16 protein-coding genes are annotated in these 16,154 nt (G+C 54.9%); all 16 read right to left on the bottom strand.

Features of this window, described 5'->3' with window-relative positions:
- Positions 1 to 262: 262 nt before the first annotated feature.
- The 16 genes from ACP7A4_RS08355 to ACP7A4_RS08280 all read right to left on the bottom strand — a co-directional run bounded on the left by ACP7A4_RS08355 (position 263) and on the right by ACP7A4_RS08280 (position 16,142).
- Entirely contained in the window at positions 263 to 1,591 is a 1,329-nt protein-coding gene (locus tag ACP7A4_RS08355) for a serine hydrolase domain-containing protein (protein ID WP_426246341.1), read from the bottom strand.
- 257 nt (positions 1,592 to 1,848) lie between these two features.
- Positions 1,849 to 2,763 carry a LysR substrate-binding domain-containing protein gene (locus ACP7A4_RS08350; protein ID WP_426246339.1) on the bottom strand — a complete coding sequence of 305 codons (915 nt, stop codon included), beginning with the start codon at positions 2,761 to 2,763 and terminating at the stop codon, positions 1,849 to 1,851.
- A 92-nt stretch (positions 2,764 to 2,855) separates the two neighbouring features.
- Positions 2,856 to 4,691 carry a glutamine--fructose-6-phosphate transaminase (isomerizing) gene (gene glmS / locus ACP7A4_RS08345; protein WP_426246337.1) on the bottom strand — a complete coding sequence of 612 codons (1,836 nt, stop codon included), beginning with the start codon at positions 4,689 to 4,691 and terminating at the stop codon, positions 2,856 to 2,858.
- A 9-nt stretch (positions 4,692 to 4,700) separates the two neighbouring features.
- The gene (locus ACP7A4_RS08340) at positions 4,701 to 5,468 is read right to left on the bottom strand and encodes a DeoR/GlpR family DNA-binding transcription regulator (RefSeq protein ID WP_059766094.1); all 768 of its coding nucleotides are present in this window, start codon (positions 5,466 to 5,468) and stop codon (positions 4,701 to 4,703) included.
- A gap of 266 nt (positions 5,469 to 5,734) precedes the next feature.
- The gene (gene glmU, locus ACP7A4_RS08335; RefSeq protein WP_059766091.1) at positions 5,735 to 7,102 is read right to left on the bottom strand and encodes a bifunctional UDP-N-acetylglucosamine diphosphorylase/glucosamine-1-phosphate N-acetyltransferase GlmU; all 1,368 of its coding nucleotides are present in this window, start codon (positions 7,100 to 7,102) and stop codon (positions 5,735 to 5,737) included.
- Between the two features lie 115 nt (positions 7,103 to 7,217).
- Positions 7,218 to 7,643, bottom strand: a complete 426-nt coding sequence (locus tag ACP7A4_RS08330; RefSeq protein ID WP_203302119.1) for a F0F1 ATP synthase subunit epsilon — start codon at positions 7,641 to 7,643, stop codon at positions 7,218 to 7,220.
- A gap of 45 nt (positions 7,644 to 7,688) precedes the next feature.
- Positions 7,689 to 9,068, bottom strand: coding sequence for a F0F1 ATP synthase subunit beta (atpD, locus tag ACP7A4_RS08325; protein WP_019828667.1), 1,380 nt, complete (start codon positions 9,066 to 9,068; stop codon positions 7,689 to 7,691).
- A 27-nt stretch (positions 9,069 to 9,095) separates the two neighbouring features.
- Positions 9,096 to 9,956 carry a F0F1 ATP synthase subunit gamma gene (atpG, locus tag ACP7A4_RS08320; RefSeq protein WP_059766087.1) on the bottom strand — a complete coding sequence of 287 codons (861 nt, stop codon included), beginning with the start codon at positions 9,954 to 9,956 and terminating at the stop codon, positions 9,096 to 9,098.
- Positions 9,957 to 10,006: 50 nt separating this feature from the next.
- On the bottom strand, positions 10,007 to 11,551 hold the full coding sequence (atpA, locus tag ACP7A4_RS08315; protein WP_048363764.1) for a F0F1 ATP synthase subunit alpha: 1,545 nt from the start codon (positions 11,549 to 11,551) through the stop codon (positions 10,007 to 10,009).
- A 21-nt stretch (positions 11,552 to 11,572) separates the two neighbouring features.
- A complete protein-coding gene (locus tag ACP7A4_RS08310) occupies positions 11,573 to 12,109 on the bottom strand; it encodes a F0F1 ATP synthase subunit delta (RefSeq protein WP_059766085.1) in 537 nt (178 codons plus the stop codon).
- 12 nt (positions 12,110 to 12,121) lie between these two features.
- On the bottom strand, positions 12,122 to 12,592 hold the full coding sequence (locus tag ACP7A4_RS08305; protein WP_047279006.1) for a F0F1 ATP synthase subunit B: 471 nt from the start codon (positions 12,590 to 12,592) through the stop codon (positions 12,122 to 12,124).
- Between the two features lie 57 nt (positions 12,593 to 12,649).
- Positions 12,650 to 12,907 carry a F0F1 ATP synthase subunit C gene (atpE, locus tag ACP7A4_RS08300; RefSeq protein ID WP_002555987.1) on the bottom strand — a complete coding sequence of 86 codons (258 nt, stop codon included), beginning with the start codon at positions 12,905 to 12,907 and terminating at the stop codon, positions 12,650 to 12,652.
- Positions 12,908 to 13,027: 120 nt separating this feature from the next.
- Positions 13,028 to 13,897 (bottom strand): F0F1 ATP synthase subunit A, encoded by an 870-nt coding sequence (gene atpB, locus ACP7A4_RS08295; RefSeq protein ID WP_047279004.1) that lies wholly within the window; start codon positions 13,895 to 13,897, stop codon positions 13,028 to 13,030.
- A gap of 16 nt (positions 13,898 to 13,913) precedes the next feature.
- Entirely contained in the window at positions 13,914 to 14,321 is a 408-nt protein-coding gene (locus ACP7A4_RS08290; protein WP_003437994.1) for a F0F1 ATP synthase subunit I, read from the bottom strand.
- A 147-nt stretch (positions 14,322 to 14,468) separates the two neighbouring features.
- Positions 14,469 to 15,341 carry a ParB/RepB/Spo0J family partition protein gene (locus ACP7A4_RS08285; RefSeq protein WP_048363767.1) on the bottom strand — a complete coding sequence of 291 codons (873 nt, stop codon included), beginning with the start codon at positions 15,339 to 15,341 and terminating at the stop codon, positions 14,469 to 14,471.
- Between the two features lie 9 nt (positions 15,342 to 15,350).
- Positions 15,351 to 16,142 carry a ParA family protein gene (locus tag ACP7A4_RS08280; RefSeq protein WP_048363768.1) on the bottom strand — a complete coding sequence of 264 codons (792 nt, stop codon included), beginning with the start codon at positions 16,140 to 16,142 and terminating at the stop codon, positions 15,351 to 15,353.
- Between the last annotated feature and the right edge of the window lie 12 nt (positions 16,143 to 16,154).

Genomic DNA, 16,154 nt, shown 5'->3' with positions numbered 1-16,154 from the left:
AAGTTGTACCGCAAGGCCACACCGACTCAGGCGACGAGGCTTAAACCCGCCAGTCCAGCCCCCAACCGATGCAGCTGAGAAGCCTGAGCACTCGCGCGTTGAAAACGAGGAAGAGATTCAAGGCCACCCTCCTCGACCTCTAAATCGACATGCATTGACACTCTCACTTCTGAGATATGTAGTTGCGATATAACAGAAGTGGTGAAACTTTCGTCGACCCGGCGCAATCTTCATTTTTGGAAAAGATCGCGCCGAGGCACGATTACTGCGGGTGAGTGATCAACTGTTTGGCCAGTGCTTCGAAGGCCGGAATGGTCACAGGATCATTGGCCGAGTTGCTGGCAATCGGATTGGAGGCGAACCGCACGATCACCATTTCAGCTTTCGGATCGATGTAAATCCGTTGACCGTATACACCGCGGGCCATAAAGGCTCCGTCCGGGTTATGCGTCACCCACCACATGTTGCGGTAACTGCCGCCTTTGAGCTGGTCATAACCGGCTTGGGCAAACGCCTGTTTGTCACCGCCTGCTCGAATATCATCCACCACAGCTTTAGGGACGATTTGCTGGCCCAAGTACTTGCCGTCATTGCGAATCATCTCGCCAAAGCGCGCCAAATCCCGCAGCCCTGCATTCAAACCACCGCCCGCAAACGGAGTGCCGATGGAGTCGACGGTGAAGTAGGCATCTTGTTCGGCGCCCACACGCTGCCAGATTCTTTCTGACAACAACTGCGCAACATTACGCCCGGTCACACGGGCAATCACCCAGCCCAATACATCGCTGTTCACGGTTTTGTAGGCGAACGCTTTACCGTGCTCACCTGACGGCTGCACGGTTTGCAGGTACTCCATGTACGTTTGCGGTCCGGTGTAGTCCGCAGGTTTTGGCAGCGGATTACCGGCCATTGCGTGTTGCCAGACTTCAGCGTTGGGATCTGCATAGTCCTCGCTGAATTTGAGCCCGGTGGTCATGTCGAGCACTTGGCGCAAGGTGGCATTGGCAAACGCTGACTTGGCTAACTCGGGGATGTAATCGACGATTTTTTTATTGGCATCCAGCGTGCCATCCGCCACTAACATCGCTCCCATCGTGCCTACCACTGACTTGGTGACCGACATCGCTGCGTGCTGCTTTTGTGGATTCAACACACCAAAATAGCGTTCGTACACCACCTTGCCGCGATGCAAGACCACAATGCCATCCGTGTAATTGGCCGCCAGCGATTGCTCCCACGTCATGGGCTTACTGGCACCGGTCGGGATAAACGTCAGCGCGTCGATGTCCTTACGTAATGCACGATTCAGCGGCACCGGGGCGCCCAAGCCACGCGACACATTGGTCGTGGGCATCAATTGACGGAAGTTTGAAACACTCCAGCGCATGGCCGGAAACTTGAAATAACTGCCATCGGCAAAACGAATAATTCGATCAGGCGGCGGCGGAGAACCAACCATCCATCCCATCTTGGCGGGGTCACTGGCAGCGGCATCCGGGTATGTGGTGTCGGCTGCACAGGCAATGGAAGACGCCAGGCAAGAGAGCAGAAAAGCACTGGCGCGAGCGGGTTTTGAAAAAAACTTAAGCATGTAAAAGCCCCATGAAAGGAACGTAACATTGGCCCAGTACTGAATTGAATGTTCCCTTTTCGATTCATGGCCGCACGCCACCTTGCGCGATAAGAAGGACTTTGCATAGCCAAAATAGACCTTCTTCACGCCACGCCAGCAACGGCGTTCAATCGGGTCTTTTACCAGTTAAATGGATTTGGCATCGGGATGCTCCTCTGTAAGGTTCATCTTCACCCTACAGTAGCGCGTACTTCAGCCGTCTCAAAAAACAAAATTCACCTTTTGATTTTTTGCACCAGCGCTTCCAACTGATGGAAATCGTTTTGGGTGTTTCTGTCTTTGCACCAGATCATGTCCAGGGTGAAGGTCGGAAAACCTGGCGGTGGCTTTAAGACTTTTATCTGGTCCGGCACTTTCAACGTGCTTAATACGTGCGTGGGCACGGCGATCAACGCAGGCACCGAAAGCAAAATATTGACCCCGGCGTGATAGGAATTGGCTCGCGTCATGATTGTGCGACTGCGGCCCTGTTTACTCAGCCAGTCATCCACCATGTTTTTTTCAGACAACCACGGCGTCGGAAATACCTGAGGTGTCTCGCAGAATTCGTTGAGGTCCAAGGTGGTTTTGGCCTGGTGCTTGTGCACGCTGGACAGGCACACAAAAGAATCGTCCCCCAGGCTTTGGTAACTCAAGAGAGGGTGCAACTGATGATAACCAGGACCGAAACCGAAGCAGACATCGGTGTCACCGGCTAACAACTGACTGATGGGCAGATCCTGACCCAAGCGGCTCACACTCAATGACCAATTGCGACCGGCTTCACGGATGTGCTGCAACAACGCAGGCAACATCAAGATTTCAAAATACTCGGGCGCCGTGATATTCCACTGACGCACGGAGGGCGCCTGAGCAACGCCTTCTTTCGCACATTGATTGATGCACTGCACCATGCTTTGCAAGTACGGCTTCATCGCCAATACGCGCGCTGTTGGCTGCATCGCCCCTTCTGTGATTTCAAACAATGTGTCGTCAAAGCAATGCCGCAGCTTCTTCAAGCTGTAGCTGATACTCGACTGACTCACATTCAATATTTCCGAAACCCGCTTTGCACTCCTGTTTTCAATCAGCAGCAAAACGATGGAAAGGTCCTGCATATCCAATTGTTTTAATGCGTTGCTATGAAACATGCCTTTTCCTTATGGCCGTTGCCCGCAGGCCAGTAACGATTCGACCCGCATGGGCGGGTCGAAAGGTTAACGTTTTATCAATCCGGTGATGTTTATTCCACTGTCACGGACTTCGCCAGGTTACGCGGTTGGTCGACGTCGGTGCCTTTCAATACGGCCACGTAGTACGACAACAATTGCAGCGGCAGCGTGTAAAGGATGGGCGCCAATACATCGTGGATGTGCGGCATGTTGATCACATGCGTGCCTTCGCCATTGGTCATGCCCGCTTGCTCATCTGCAAACACAATCAGTTCTCCGCCACGGGCGCGCACTTCTTGCAGGTTGGATTTCAGTTTTTCCAGCAGCTCGTTGTTGGGGGCCACCGTGACCACCGGCATGTCGCTGTCTACCAGCGCCAATGGACCGTGCTTCAACTCACCCGCCGGGTAGGCTTCGGCATGGATGTACGAAATTTCTTTGAGCTTAAGCGCTCCTTCCATCGCTACCGGGAACTGAGCACCACGGCCGAGGAACAAGGTGTGGTGTTTATCAGCGAACAATTGCGCGACTTTTTCAACCGTGGTGTCCATTGCCAGCGCTTCGCCCAAACGAGCTGGCAGACGACGCAATTCTTCAACCAACTGGGCTTCGACACCCGCTTCCAGGGTGCCACGCACCTGACCTAATGACAGGGTCAGCAGCAACAAACCGACTAATTGAGTGGTGAAGGCTTTGGTGGATGCCACACCAATTTCACGCCCTGCCTGGGTAAGCAAGGTCAGATCAGACTCACGTACCAGCGAACTGATGCCGACGTTACAAATAGCCAGGCTGCCAAGGAAACCCAGCTCTTTGGCGTTGCGCAATGCCGCCAGGGTGTCAGCCGTTTCACCGGACTGCGAGATCGAAACAAACAAGGTATCGGGCTGAACCACCACTTTGCGATAACGGAACTCGCTGGCAACTTCGACCTGACACGGAATGCCGGCCAACGATTCCAGCCAATAACGCGCAACCATCCCCGCGTGGTAGCTCGTTCCGCAGGCAACGATCTGAACATTGCGCACCTTGGCGAACAGTTCAGCCGCTTGTGGGCCGAAAGCCTGAACCAGCACATGGTCCTGCCCCAAACGATTTTCCAGAGTGCGTTGCACAACAGCCGGTTGCTCGTGAATTTCTTTGAGCATGTAGTGACGGTACTCGCCTTTGTCGGCTGCTTCAGCACCATCGCTGTATTGCACCGCTTCACGCTGAACGCTTTGGCCGGTCACATCCCAGATTTGCACGCTGTCACGATGGATTTCAGCAATGTCGCCTTCTTCCAGGTACATGAAGCGATCCGTCACTTGGCGCAGAGCCAATTGGTCGGAAGCAAGGAAGTTTTCGCCCAGACCCAGGCCAATCACCAAAGGGCTACCGCTACGCGCTGCTACCAGACGATCCGGTTGCTTGGCGCTGATCACAGCCAAACCGTAGGCACCGTGCAATTCTTTGACGGTGGCTTTGAGCGCGGCCGTCAAATCGTTGTTGTCTTTGAGCTTGTGGTTAAGCAGGTGAGCAATGACTTCAGTGTCGGTGTCCGAGGTGAACACATAGCCCAAGCCTTTAAGTTGTTCGCGCAGGGCTTCATGGTTTTCGATGATGCCGTTATGCACCACAGCCAGGTCCGAACCCGAGAAGTGCGGGTGCGCATTGCGCTCGCAAGGTGCACCGTGCGTGGCCCAACGCGTGTGGGCAACACCCAGGCGTCCGACCAGCGGTTCACCGGCCAGGGCTTGTTCCAACTCAGCGACTTTGCCATTTCGGCGCATGCGCTCCAGTGTGCCGTTGTTTGTAAAAACAGCCACACCGGCGCTGTCATAGCCACGGTATTCAAGACGCTTCAGGCCTTCGAGCAGAATGGCCGTGATATTTCGTTCAGCGACTGCGCCAACAATTCCACACATAACGTTCTCCTAACTAAGTGCCGCGCATAACAAGGTTATGCCTCGGGCCTGAATCTGTTCGCGAGCGTCTTTGGGCAAGCGATCATCAGTAATAAGGGTATGGACGCTGCTCCAGGGCAGTTCCAGATTGGGTATTTTGCGGCCGATTTTGTCGGACTCGACCATGACAATGACTTCACGCGCGACTTCAGCCATAACCCGGCTCAGCCCCAGCAACTCATTGAAGGTGGTGGTGCCGCGTTGCAGGTCGATCCCGTCAGCGCCGATAAACAGTTGGTCGAAATCGTAAGAGCGCAGCACTTGCTCCGCCACTTGGCCCTGAAAAGATTCGGAATGCGGATCCCAGGTGCCACCCGTCATCAACAACACCGGCTCGTGCTCAAGTTCAGTGAGGGCATTGGCGACATGCAACGAGTTGGTCATGACCACCAGGCCAGGTTGCTGGCCTAACTGAGGAATCATCGCCGCGGTGGTACTGCCACTGTCGATGATGATGCGTGCGTGTTCTTTGATCAGTGCCACAGCAGCACGAGCGATCGCTTGCTTATAAGCAGACACCGGTTGAGTGGGGTCTATCACCAACTCTTGGGGCAAGGTAATAGCGCCGCCATAACGACGCAGCAGCAGGCCATTACTTTCGAGTGCTGCCAAGTCCTTGCGAATCGTAACCTCTGAAGTTTCGAAACGTTTGGCCAGTTCATCCACACTGACTTCACCTTGCTCAGTAAGCAGGGCAAGAATGTTGTGTCTGCGTTGAGGCGTATTGCGCTTGGACATAACGACCTAAGTTTCGTTTCGAAAGATAACGAAAGCAATGAAACCCGATCTCAAAATTTTCGTCAACAAAAAACTCCATACGCGCGGTTGTGCATAACTTTTCATGACAAGGATTTGCAGGGGTGTAAGCCCTGTTTGCGGGTTATTAAAAAGCCCTTATCCACAAGGCATGGATAAGGGCTTTAGCTAACAGATTGATTTTTAACAAATATGTAACAATCAAACTTACCCACAAAATGCTTTTTTAGCGTGTGGATAACACCCTCTCAAGCCTTGGGTAGCTTAACGGGGCGCTTCCAGCCTTCGATATTGCGCTGGCGTGCACGACCAACGGCAAGCTGTTCAGCGGGCACGTGCTGATTAATGGTCGAACCGGCAGCCGTGGTAGCGCCGTCAGAGATATCCACAGGTGCAACCAGTGAGTTGTTGGAACCAATGAATACATCTGCGCCCAACACTGTCTTCCACTTATTGGCGCCATCGTAGTTGCAGGTAATGGTCCCGGCGCCGATATTGGTGCGCGCACCCACTTCAGCATCGCCCAGGTACGTCAGATGGCCACACTTGGCGTCTTCACCGAGGTGGGCATTTTTCAGCTCAACAAAGTTACCCACATGGGCACGGGCATCAAGCACGCTACCTGGTCGTAATCGGGCGAATGGGCCTGCATCGCTGCCCTCGCCCATGATGGCACCGTCCAGATGACTATTAGCTTTGACCACCACACCTTTGCGCAAGGTGCTGTCCTTGATCACGCAATTAGGACCAATCACCACGTCGTCTTCAATCACTACGCGACCTTCGAGGATCACGTTAATGTCGATCAGCACATCACGCCCGACGCTGACTTCGCCGCGCACATCAAAGCGCGCCGGGTCGCGCAAGGTGACACCCAATGCCATCAGACGGCGGCCTTCACGCAACTGATAGTGACGTTCCAGTTCACTGAGTTGCTTACGGTCGTTGGCGCCCTGTACTTCCATCGGGTCCAGCGCATGTTCGGTGGCCACGACCAAACCATCGTTCACCGCCATCGCGATCACATCGGTCAGGTAATACTCGCCCTGTGCATTGTTGTTCGACAGGCGGCTCATCCAGTCCGCTAAGCGATGGGCCGGCAACGCAAGAATCCCGGTATTGCCTTCCGAGATTGTGCGTTCAGCTTCGCTCGCGTCCTTGTGCTCAACGATGGCACTGACCTTGCCGCTCGCATCACGCACGATACGGCCATAACCGGTCGGGTCTGCCAGGTTGACGGTCAGCAGGCCCAGTTGCTCGGGGCCGACTTGCTTGAGCAGGCGTTGCAGAGTCTCAACTTCGATCAACGGGACATCGCCGTACAGGATCAGCACGTTTTGTGCCGTTATAAACGGCAGTGCCTGAGCCACGGCGTGGCCGGTGCCCAACTGCTTGTCTTGCAGCACAAAATTCAAGTCTTCTGCGGCCAGACGTTCGCGGACTAGTTCAGCCCCATGGCCGATCACTACGTGAATACCGGTTGGCTTGAGTTGGCGGGCGCTGTGGATAACATGGCCCAACATGGAATTGCCGGCCACCGGGTGCAATACCTTGGGCAAGGCCGAACGCATGCGGGTGCCCTGACCTGCGGCGAGAATGACGATATCGAGAGACATGACTGGCTACCAATCCTGGGTGGTCAGCGGCTGCGACCAAAAAGTATTTCGCGGAAAAAGAAAAAGGGTAGCCGAGGCTACCCTTTTTAATCAATCACACAATGAAGCAGGAGCCTTAGCCGCCGAACTTCTTGCGGATTTGCTGGACGGTGCGCAGCTGAGCTGCGGCCTCGGCCAGTCGTGCAGCAGCAGATCCGTAATCGAAATCTGCGCCTTTTTCGTTCAGGGCCTTCTCGGCAGCCTTAACGGCTTCCTGAGCGGAGGCTTCATCCAGGTCGGCAGCACGTTGCACGGTATCGGCAAGTACCTTAACCATGTTCGGCTGAACCTCGAGGTAACCGCCGGAGATGTAAAACACCTCGGCATCCCCACCCTGTTTGATCAGGCGGATCGGACCTGGCTTGAGTTCAGTGATCAGCGGAGCGTGACCCAGAGCGATCCCAAGATCCCCCAGGCTGCCGTTCGCAATCACCATCTCAACCAGACCGGAAAAGATTTCTCCTTCCGCGCTGACGATATCGCAATGGACTGTCATAGCCATCTGATTGCCTCAACCTAAATTAGCGCCCGTTACCGGGCGCTGGGATTACAGTTTCTTGGCTTTCTCGATCGCTTCTTCGATGCCGCCGACCATGTAGAACGCTTGTTCTGGCAGGTGGTCGTAGTCACCGTTGAGGATGCCTTTGAAGCCAGCAATGGTGTCTTTCAGGGAAACGTATTTACCCGAAGCGCCAGTGAAGACTTCAGCCACGAAGAACGGCTGAGACAAGAAACGCTGGATCTTACGAGCGCGGGATACCAACTGCTTGTCGGTTTCCGACAGCTCGTCCATACCCAGGATCGCAATGATGTCCTTCAGTTCTTTGTAACGCTGCAACACGTACTGAACGCCGCGAGCGGTGTCGTAGTGTTCCTGGCCGATTACGTTCGGGTCCAGCTGGCGCGAAGTCGAATCCAGTGGATCTACCGCTGGGTAGATACCCAGGGAAGCGATGTCACGGGACAGAACGACAGTGGCGTCCAAGTGGGCAAACGTGGTCGCAGGCGACGGGTCAGTCAAGTCATCCGCAGGTACGTATACCGCTTGGATCGAAGTGATCGAACCGTTTTTGGTCGAAGTGATGCGCTCTTGCAGAGTACCCATCTCTTCAGCCAGAGTCGGCTGGTAACCTACTGCCGAAGGCATACGGCCCAGCAGTGCGGATACTTCAGTACCGGCCAAGGTGTAACGGTAGATGTTGTCAACGAACAACAGTACGTCGTTACCTTCGTCACGGAACTTCTCGGCCATGGTCAGGCCAGTCAGTGCTACGCGCAGACGGTTACCCGGCGGCTCGTTCATCTGACCGTAAACCAGTGCCACTTTGTCCAGTACGCTGGAATCCTTCATCTCGTGGTAGAAGTCGTTACCCTCACGGGTACGCTCGCCCACACCAGCAAACACAGAGTAACCGCTGTGTTCCATGGCGATGTTACGGATCAGTTCCATCATGTTTACGGTTTTGCCTACACCGGCACCACCGAACAGACCCACCTTACCGCCTTTTGCAAACGGGCAGATCAGGTCGATAACCTTGATGCCTGTTTCCAGCAGGTCGTTGCCGCCAGCTTGCTCAGCGAAGGACGGTGCAGGACGGTGAATGCCCCAACGCTCTTCGGTGTCAATCGGGCCAGCTTCGTCGATCGGGTTGCCCAGAACGTCCATGATCCGGCCCAGAGTCGCTTTACCGACTGGAACGGAGATGGCTGCGCCAGTGTCGGTGACTTCCAGACCGCGCTTCAAGCCCTCGGTGGAACCCATCGCAATGGTACGAACCACGCCGTCGCCCAGCTGCTGCTGAACTTCCAGAGTGGTTCCGGCCGCGCTTTGTACTTTCAGCGCGTTGTAGATGCTCGGTACGTTTTCGCGTGGGAATTCCACGTCGATCACGGCGCCGATGATTTGAACGATACGTCCGCTACTCATAGCTGGATCCTCTGAATATTTGAACCGTTAAACCGCGGCAGCGCCGCCGACGATTTCCGAGATCTCTTGGGTGATCGCAGCCTGACGCGCCTTGTTGTAGATCAGCTGCAAATCGCTGATCAAATCACCGGCGTTATCAGTGGCGTTCTTCATTGCGATCATCCGCGCAGCTTGTTCAGCTGCACTGTTCTCGACCACCGCCTGGTACACCTGCGACTCCACGTAACGCACCATCAAGCCGTCAAGCAGCTCTTTGGCATCTGGTTCGTAGAGATAGTCCCAGTGGTGCTTGAGTCCTTGATCCGGGGTCGCCACCAGTGGAATCAGTTGTTCCACAGTAGGCTGTTGCGTCATGGTGTTGATGAACTTGTTGGATACCACAGAAAGGCGATCAATACGGCCTTCCAGGTAAGCATCCAGCATCACCTTAACGCTGCCGATCAAGTCATTGATCGACGGTTCTTCACCCAGATGGCTGATTGCAGCAACGACGTTACCGCCAAAGTTACGGAAAAAAGCCGCACCTTTGCTGCCGACCACGCACAGATCAATCTCGACGCCGTTTTCGCGGTTTACCGCCATGTCCTTGACCAAAGCCTTGAACAGGTTGGTATTCAAACCACCGCACAAACCACGGTCACTGCTCACAACCACATAACCCACACGCTTGACAGCACGGTCGATCATGAATGGGTGGCGGTATTCCGGGTTGGCGTTGGCCAAATGCCCAATAACCTGGCGGATGCGCTCCGCATAAGGACGGCTAGCAGCCATGCGCATTTGTGCCTTGCGCATTTTGCTAACCGCCACTTTTTCCATGGCGCTGGTAATTTTTTGCGTGCTTTTGATGCTCGCAATCTTACTGCGAATCTCTTTTGCGCCTGCCATGTAACACCTATCAGGTTAGCAAGCGGGAGCCTTGCGGCTCCCGCTGCGGCTTACCAGGTTTGGGTGGCCTTGAACTTCTCGATACCGGCTTTGATGCCAGCATCGATGTCGTCATTGAAGTCACCTTTAACGTTGATCTTCGCCATCAATTCGGCGTGATCGCGGTTGAAGTAAGCAATCAGCGCTTGTTCAAAGCTACCGACCTTGGTGATTTCGACGTCAGTCAGGAACCCACGCTCAGCGGCATACAGCGACAGCGCCATGTCAGCGATCGACATTGGTGCGTATTGCTTCTGCTTCATCAGCTCGGTAACGCGCTGACCATGCTCAAGTTGCTTGCGGGTCGCTTCGTCCAGGTCAGAAGCGAACTGGGCGAATGCCGCCAGTTCACGGTACTGAGCCAGAGCGGTACGGATACCACCGGACAGCTTCTTGATGATCTTGGTCTGAGCGGCACCACCCACACGGGATACCGAAACACCGGCGTTCACAGCAGGACGGATCCCGGAGTTGAACATGGCCGATTCCAGGAAGATCTGACCGTCAGTGATGGAAATCACGTTGGTCGGAACGAACGCAGAAACGTCGCCAGCCTGGGTTTCGATGATCGGCAGTGCGGTCAGGGAACCGGTTTTGCCGGTCACTGCGCCGTTGGTGAACTTCTCTACGTACTCTTCGGAAACGCGGGATGCGCGCTCCAACAGACGGGAGTGGAGATAGAACACGTCGCCTGGGTAAGCTTCACGGCCTGGTGGACGGCGCAGCAGCAGGGAAATCTGGCGGTAAGCCACTGCTTGCTTGGACAGATCGTCATAAACGATCAGCGCGTCTTCACCGCGGTCGCGGAAGTATTCGCCCATGGTGCAACCGGAGTACGGTGCCAGGAACTGCAGCGCTGCGGATTCGGATGCACTGGCAGCTACGACGATGGTGTTAGCCAGCGCGCCGTTTTCTTCCAGCTTGCGAACCACGTTGGCGATGGTCGATTGCTTCTGACCGATCGCTACGTATACACAGAAAATGCCGCTGTCTTTCTGGTTGATGATCGCGTCGATCGCCAGAGCGGTTTTACCGATCTGACGGTCACCGATGATCAGCTCACGCTGGCCACGGCCGACAGGGATCATGGCATCGACAGCCTTGTAGCCAGTCTGTACAGGCTGGTCTACCGACTTACGCCAGATCACGCCTGGAGCAACTTTCTCGACTGCATCAGTCTCGGTGTTGTTCAGCGGACCTTTGCCGTCAACTGGGTTACCCAGTGCGTCGACAACGCGACCCAGCAGTTCCTTACCAACAGGAACTTCCAGGATACGGCCGGTGCACTTGGCGCTCATGCCTTCAGCCAGAGTCGTGTAAGCGCCCAAAACTACGGCACCTACAGAGTCTTGCTCAAGGTTAAGCGCCATACCGAAGACGCTGCCCGGAAACTCGATCATTTCGCCGTACATTACGTCGGCCAGACCGTGAATCCGCACAATGCCGTCAGATACGCTGACGACAGTGCCTTCGTTGCGGGCTTGAGAGGTCACATCGAGTTTTTCGATGCGGCCCTTGATAATTTCACTTATTTCGGAAGGATTGAGTTGCTGCATTGCTCTGCTGCCCCTTCAAACTCAAGATTTCAATGCTTCGGCAAGGCTTGCGAGTTTCCCGCGAACCGAGCCATCGATAACCAGGTCGCCGGCGCGGATGATGACACCACCTATAAGGCTGGCATCCTCCGCAACTTGCAGGCGCACTTCCCGGTTGAGTCGTGCACTGAGAACCTTGGCGAGTTTGTCTTGCTGTTCTTGGTTCAATGCAAAAGCACTGGTCACTTCAACGTCTACCGATTTCTCTTGTTCGGCCTTGTACAGGTCAAACAGAGCGGCGATCTCCGGCAATAGCGGGAGACGGTCGTTTTCGGCAACGACATGGATGAAGTTCTGTGCTTCTACAGTGAACTTGTCGCCGCACACATCAATAAATGTGGCGGCCTTTTCTGCGCTCGTCAGTCGCGGGGCCTTGAGCACGCGCTGCATAGTGTCGTCTTGCGACACTGCTGCAGCCAGGCCGAGCATGGCTGACCAAGAGGCCAGTTGCTGGTGGGCCTGGGCGTGCTCGAAGGCTGCCTTAGCGTAAGGTCGGGCCAACGTGGTCAATTCTGCCATGATCGCCCTCGCTTAAATTTCAGCAGCCAGTTTATTAACCAGCTCCGCGTGCGCGTTTTGATCGATTGTGGCACCCAGGATCTTCTCTGCGCCTTCAACAGCCAAGCCACCCAATTGGGTACGCAGGGCGTCTTTGACGCTGTTCAGTTCCTGTTCGATCTCGGCCTGAGCCTGAGCCTTCACACGGTCAGCTTCAACGCGAGCCTGTTCACGGGCTTCGTCTACGATCTGAGTACCGCGTTTCTTGGCTTGCTCAATGATTTCAGCTGCTTGAGCCTTAGCTTCGCGCAGTTGTTGACCCGCTTTATCTTGGGCCAACTCCAGGTCGCGAGCTGCTCGGTTAGCAGCGTCCAGTCCAGCCGCAATCTTCTTCTGACGTTCTTGCAATGCCGCGATGACCGGAGGCCACACGAACTTCATGCAAAACAGTACAAAAATGAAGAACGCAACGGACTGGCCAATCAGGGTTGCATTAATGTTCACGCCAACACCTCGCTCGTTCGTTGTCCATCACTCTAATCAACTCGACAATTCGAGTGATTAGCCAGCGAGTTGACCAACGAAGGGATTAGCGAAGGTGAAGAACAGTGCGATACCAACACCGATCATGGTTACGGCGTCGAGCAGACCGGCAACGATGAACATTTTAACTTGCAGCATTGGAACCATTTCTGGTTGACGCGCTGCGCCTTCCAGGAACTTGCCGCCCAACAGGCCGAAACCAATTGCGGTACCCAGTGCGCCCAGGCCGATCAACAGTGCAACAGCGATAGCGGTTAGACCAACTACAGTTTCCATCTTTCCTCCCGACTTTTACGTCGTATGGTTTAGGTTTTTAGATTAAAGCGGTAAAACAAAATCATTTTGCGACGCCCTCCCACCGAAGCAGGAGGGGCACCAGACTCGCCGAGGCGGGCCTTAGTGGTTCTCTTCGTGCGCCATCGACAAGTAAACGATGGTCAACATCATGAAGATGAACGCTTGCAAGGTGATGATCAGGATGTGGAATACAGCCCACGCCCATTGCAGCACCACGCCCAGACCGCTAAGCCAAAGCAGGCCGCTGCCGAACATTACGGCGATCAGGATAAATACCAGTTCGCCAGCGTACATGTTGCCGAACAGACGCAGTGCCAGCGAGATAGGCTTGGCAATCAACGTCACGAATTCGAGCAGGAAGTTAACCGGAATCAGCAGCGCTTGAACGAAGATGTTCTTGCTGCCAAACGGGTGCAGGGTCAGTTCGCCGATGAAGCCGCCGATGCCCTTGATTTTGATGCTGTAGAAGATGATCAGCGCAAATACCGACAGGGCCATGCCCAGGGTAGCGTTAGGATCAGTCGTCGGTACGGCACGGAACGGGAAGTGTTCATCGCCAGTGATCAGAATGGCCAACTGAGGAATCCAGTCAACCGGGATCAAGTCGATGGCGTTCATCAGGAACACCCAGACGAAAATCGTCAGCGCCAGCGGAGCAATAACTGCGCTGCGGCCGTGGAAACTGTCTTTGACGCTGCCATCAACGAATTCCACCAGCACTTCAACGAAGTTCTGCAATGCGCCTGGTTGACCCGAAGTTGCCTTCTTGGCCGCCATGCGGAAAACGAGGATAAAGATCAGGCCGACAAACAGCGACCAGCCGAGTGTATCGACGTGGAATGCCCAAAAGCCCATTTCTTTAGCTTCTGCAACGGTGTGAGCAAAGCCCCAGCCGCCATCAGGTAGCTGCCCGAAGGTCAGGTTCTGTAAGTGGTGCTGGATATAGCCCGAAGCGGTTGTTTCTGCCATGGTTGCCTCAAACGCCCTAAGGTCTCGAAAGTGTTGTTCTCATTAGCAGGGGAGCGAACCAGCTGACCAGTTGGGTCAGCACGAAGACGCCAAATACTGCTAATGGCGCCAATGGCTTCACACCTGCAAACGTCAGCGCGAACAGCACTGCCGTCAAAATTAATTTGCCTGCCTCGCCAGCGTAAAACGACCGGACGATGGCTTGCGCTGCTCGAGCGCCGGAAAACCGGAAAGCCCTGTGAGCAAAGTACACATTGGGTAGCAAAGCAATCAGGCCTCCGCAAAGTCCTGAATAACCGGCGACGACTCCATGCCATTGCCAGAGCCCCAGAGCAGCCAGCAATAAAACGACAAATTGAGCCAGTAAAACCGGAAAAACCGCCAAGCGATGGAACGGCAAGCGGTTTGGCGTGCGTGTTTCCATCACATCTGCTCCTCAAAGGTCGGCTGCCAAAAGTAAGAACTTGGCATAATTTGTGCCGACAAAATGCGCGCAGAGTATAGGGGCGCTTAATTCCCTATTCAACTGTCAGGTAGTGATTTCCGACTGCGCGCTACACGAGGAATTGTTTCAGCGGATGTGTGCAAGCACACCCTGAAGCTCATCCAGAGAATTGTAACCAATTACTAATTGGCCTTTTCCCTTCTTTCCGTGGCGGATTTGCACCGCAGAGCCTAGCCGTTCAGCCAGTCTTTGTTCGAGACGCGTGATATCCGGATCTGGTTTAACCGGTTCTACGGGGTCTTGTTTGCCACTCAACCACTGGCGAACCAGGGCTTCGGTCTGACGCACGGTCAGCCCTCGTGCGACAACGTGTCGCGCCCCTTCAACCTGCTGGTTTTCCGGCAAACCCAGCAAAGCTCGCGCGTGACCCATTTCCAGGTCGCCGTGGGAGAGCATGGTTTTGATCACTTCCGGCAACGAAATCAATCGCAACAGGTTAGCCACAGACACCCGGGACTTGCCCACGGCGTCAGCCACTTGCTGTTGGGTCAGTTGGAACTCTTGCTGCAAACGCTGCAAGGCAATGGCTTCTTCAATCGGATTGAGGTCTTCACGCTGAATGTTTTCGATCAGCGCCATTGCGATAGCGGTTTCGTCAGGCACATCGCGCACCATCGCCGGGATGGTGTCTTTGCCAGCTTGCTGGCTCGCGCGCCAACGGCGTTCACCGGCGATGATTTCAAAGCGCTCGCCGGCAATCGGGCGTACCACGATGGGCTGCATCACCCCTTGGGACTTGATGGAGTTAGCAAGCTCTTCAAGGGCTTGCGGGTCCATATCGCGGCGCGGCTGGTATTTGCCACGCTGGATCAGGTCCAGGGGCAAATGTTGCAGTTCGCTTTGATCAACCTTGACCGCTTGCTCCTCCAGTGAGCTGACCGTAGGGCCACTCAGGAGTGCATCCAGTCCGCGTCCGAGACCTCGTTTCTTGACGGCCATGGGATTTCCTTAAGTTGGCTGAACGGTGCGGGAGCTGCGACGTTGACGACGAACCAACTCGCCCGCGAGGGCCAGGTAAGCAATCGCGCCACGGGAATTTTTGTCATACGCCAGCGCCGGCATGCCATAACTTGGCGCTTCGGCCAAACGGATGTTGCGTGGAATCACCGTGTCGTAAAGCTGCCCGCCAAAGTGCTCCTTGAGCTGCGCCGAAACGTCATTCATCAGGCTCAAGCGCGGATCGTACATGGTCCGCAACAGGCCTTCGATCTTCAGGTTCGGGTTTAGCAGCTCGGCAATGCGTTTGATGTTATCCACAAGGTCACTCAACCCTTCCAGTGCAAAGTATTCGCACTGCATGGGAATGATGACGCCATCGGCGGCAACCAGCGCGTTCAAAGTCAGCATCGACAGTGAGGGCGGGCAATCGATCAGGATGTAATCGTAGCTCTCGCGAACCGGCGCCAGCGCAGTACGCAGGCGGCTTTCTTTCATCTGCATTTCAAGCAGCACGACTTCCGCTGCCGTGAGATCACGGTTAGCCGGCAGCAACTGATAACCACCGTGTTCGGAGTAGTGCATGGCCTGAGCCAGGTCGCATTCTCCGATCAACAGGTCGTACACCGAGTTCTCGAGCGCGTGTTTATCCACACCGCTACCCATGGTGGCGTTGCCTTGTGGATCGAGGTCGATCAGCAGCACCCGACGCTTGGTGGCGACCAGCGATGCTGCGAGGTTGATACAGGTGGTGGTCTTACCCACACCACCCTTTTGGTTCGCTATTGCGAATACCTTAGCCATTCTTGCGTGCGT

Source organism: Pseudomonas sp. TWR3-1-1 (assembly GCF_049896545.1).
In the GTDB taxonomy this organism is placed as follows: Bacteria; Pseudomonadota; Gammaproteobacteria; order Pseudomonadales; family Pseudomonadaceae; genus Aquipseudomonas; species Aquipseudomonas weihenstephanensis.
This window is presented reverse-complemented; position numbering and strand designations above follow the sequence as displayed.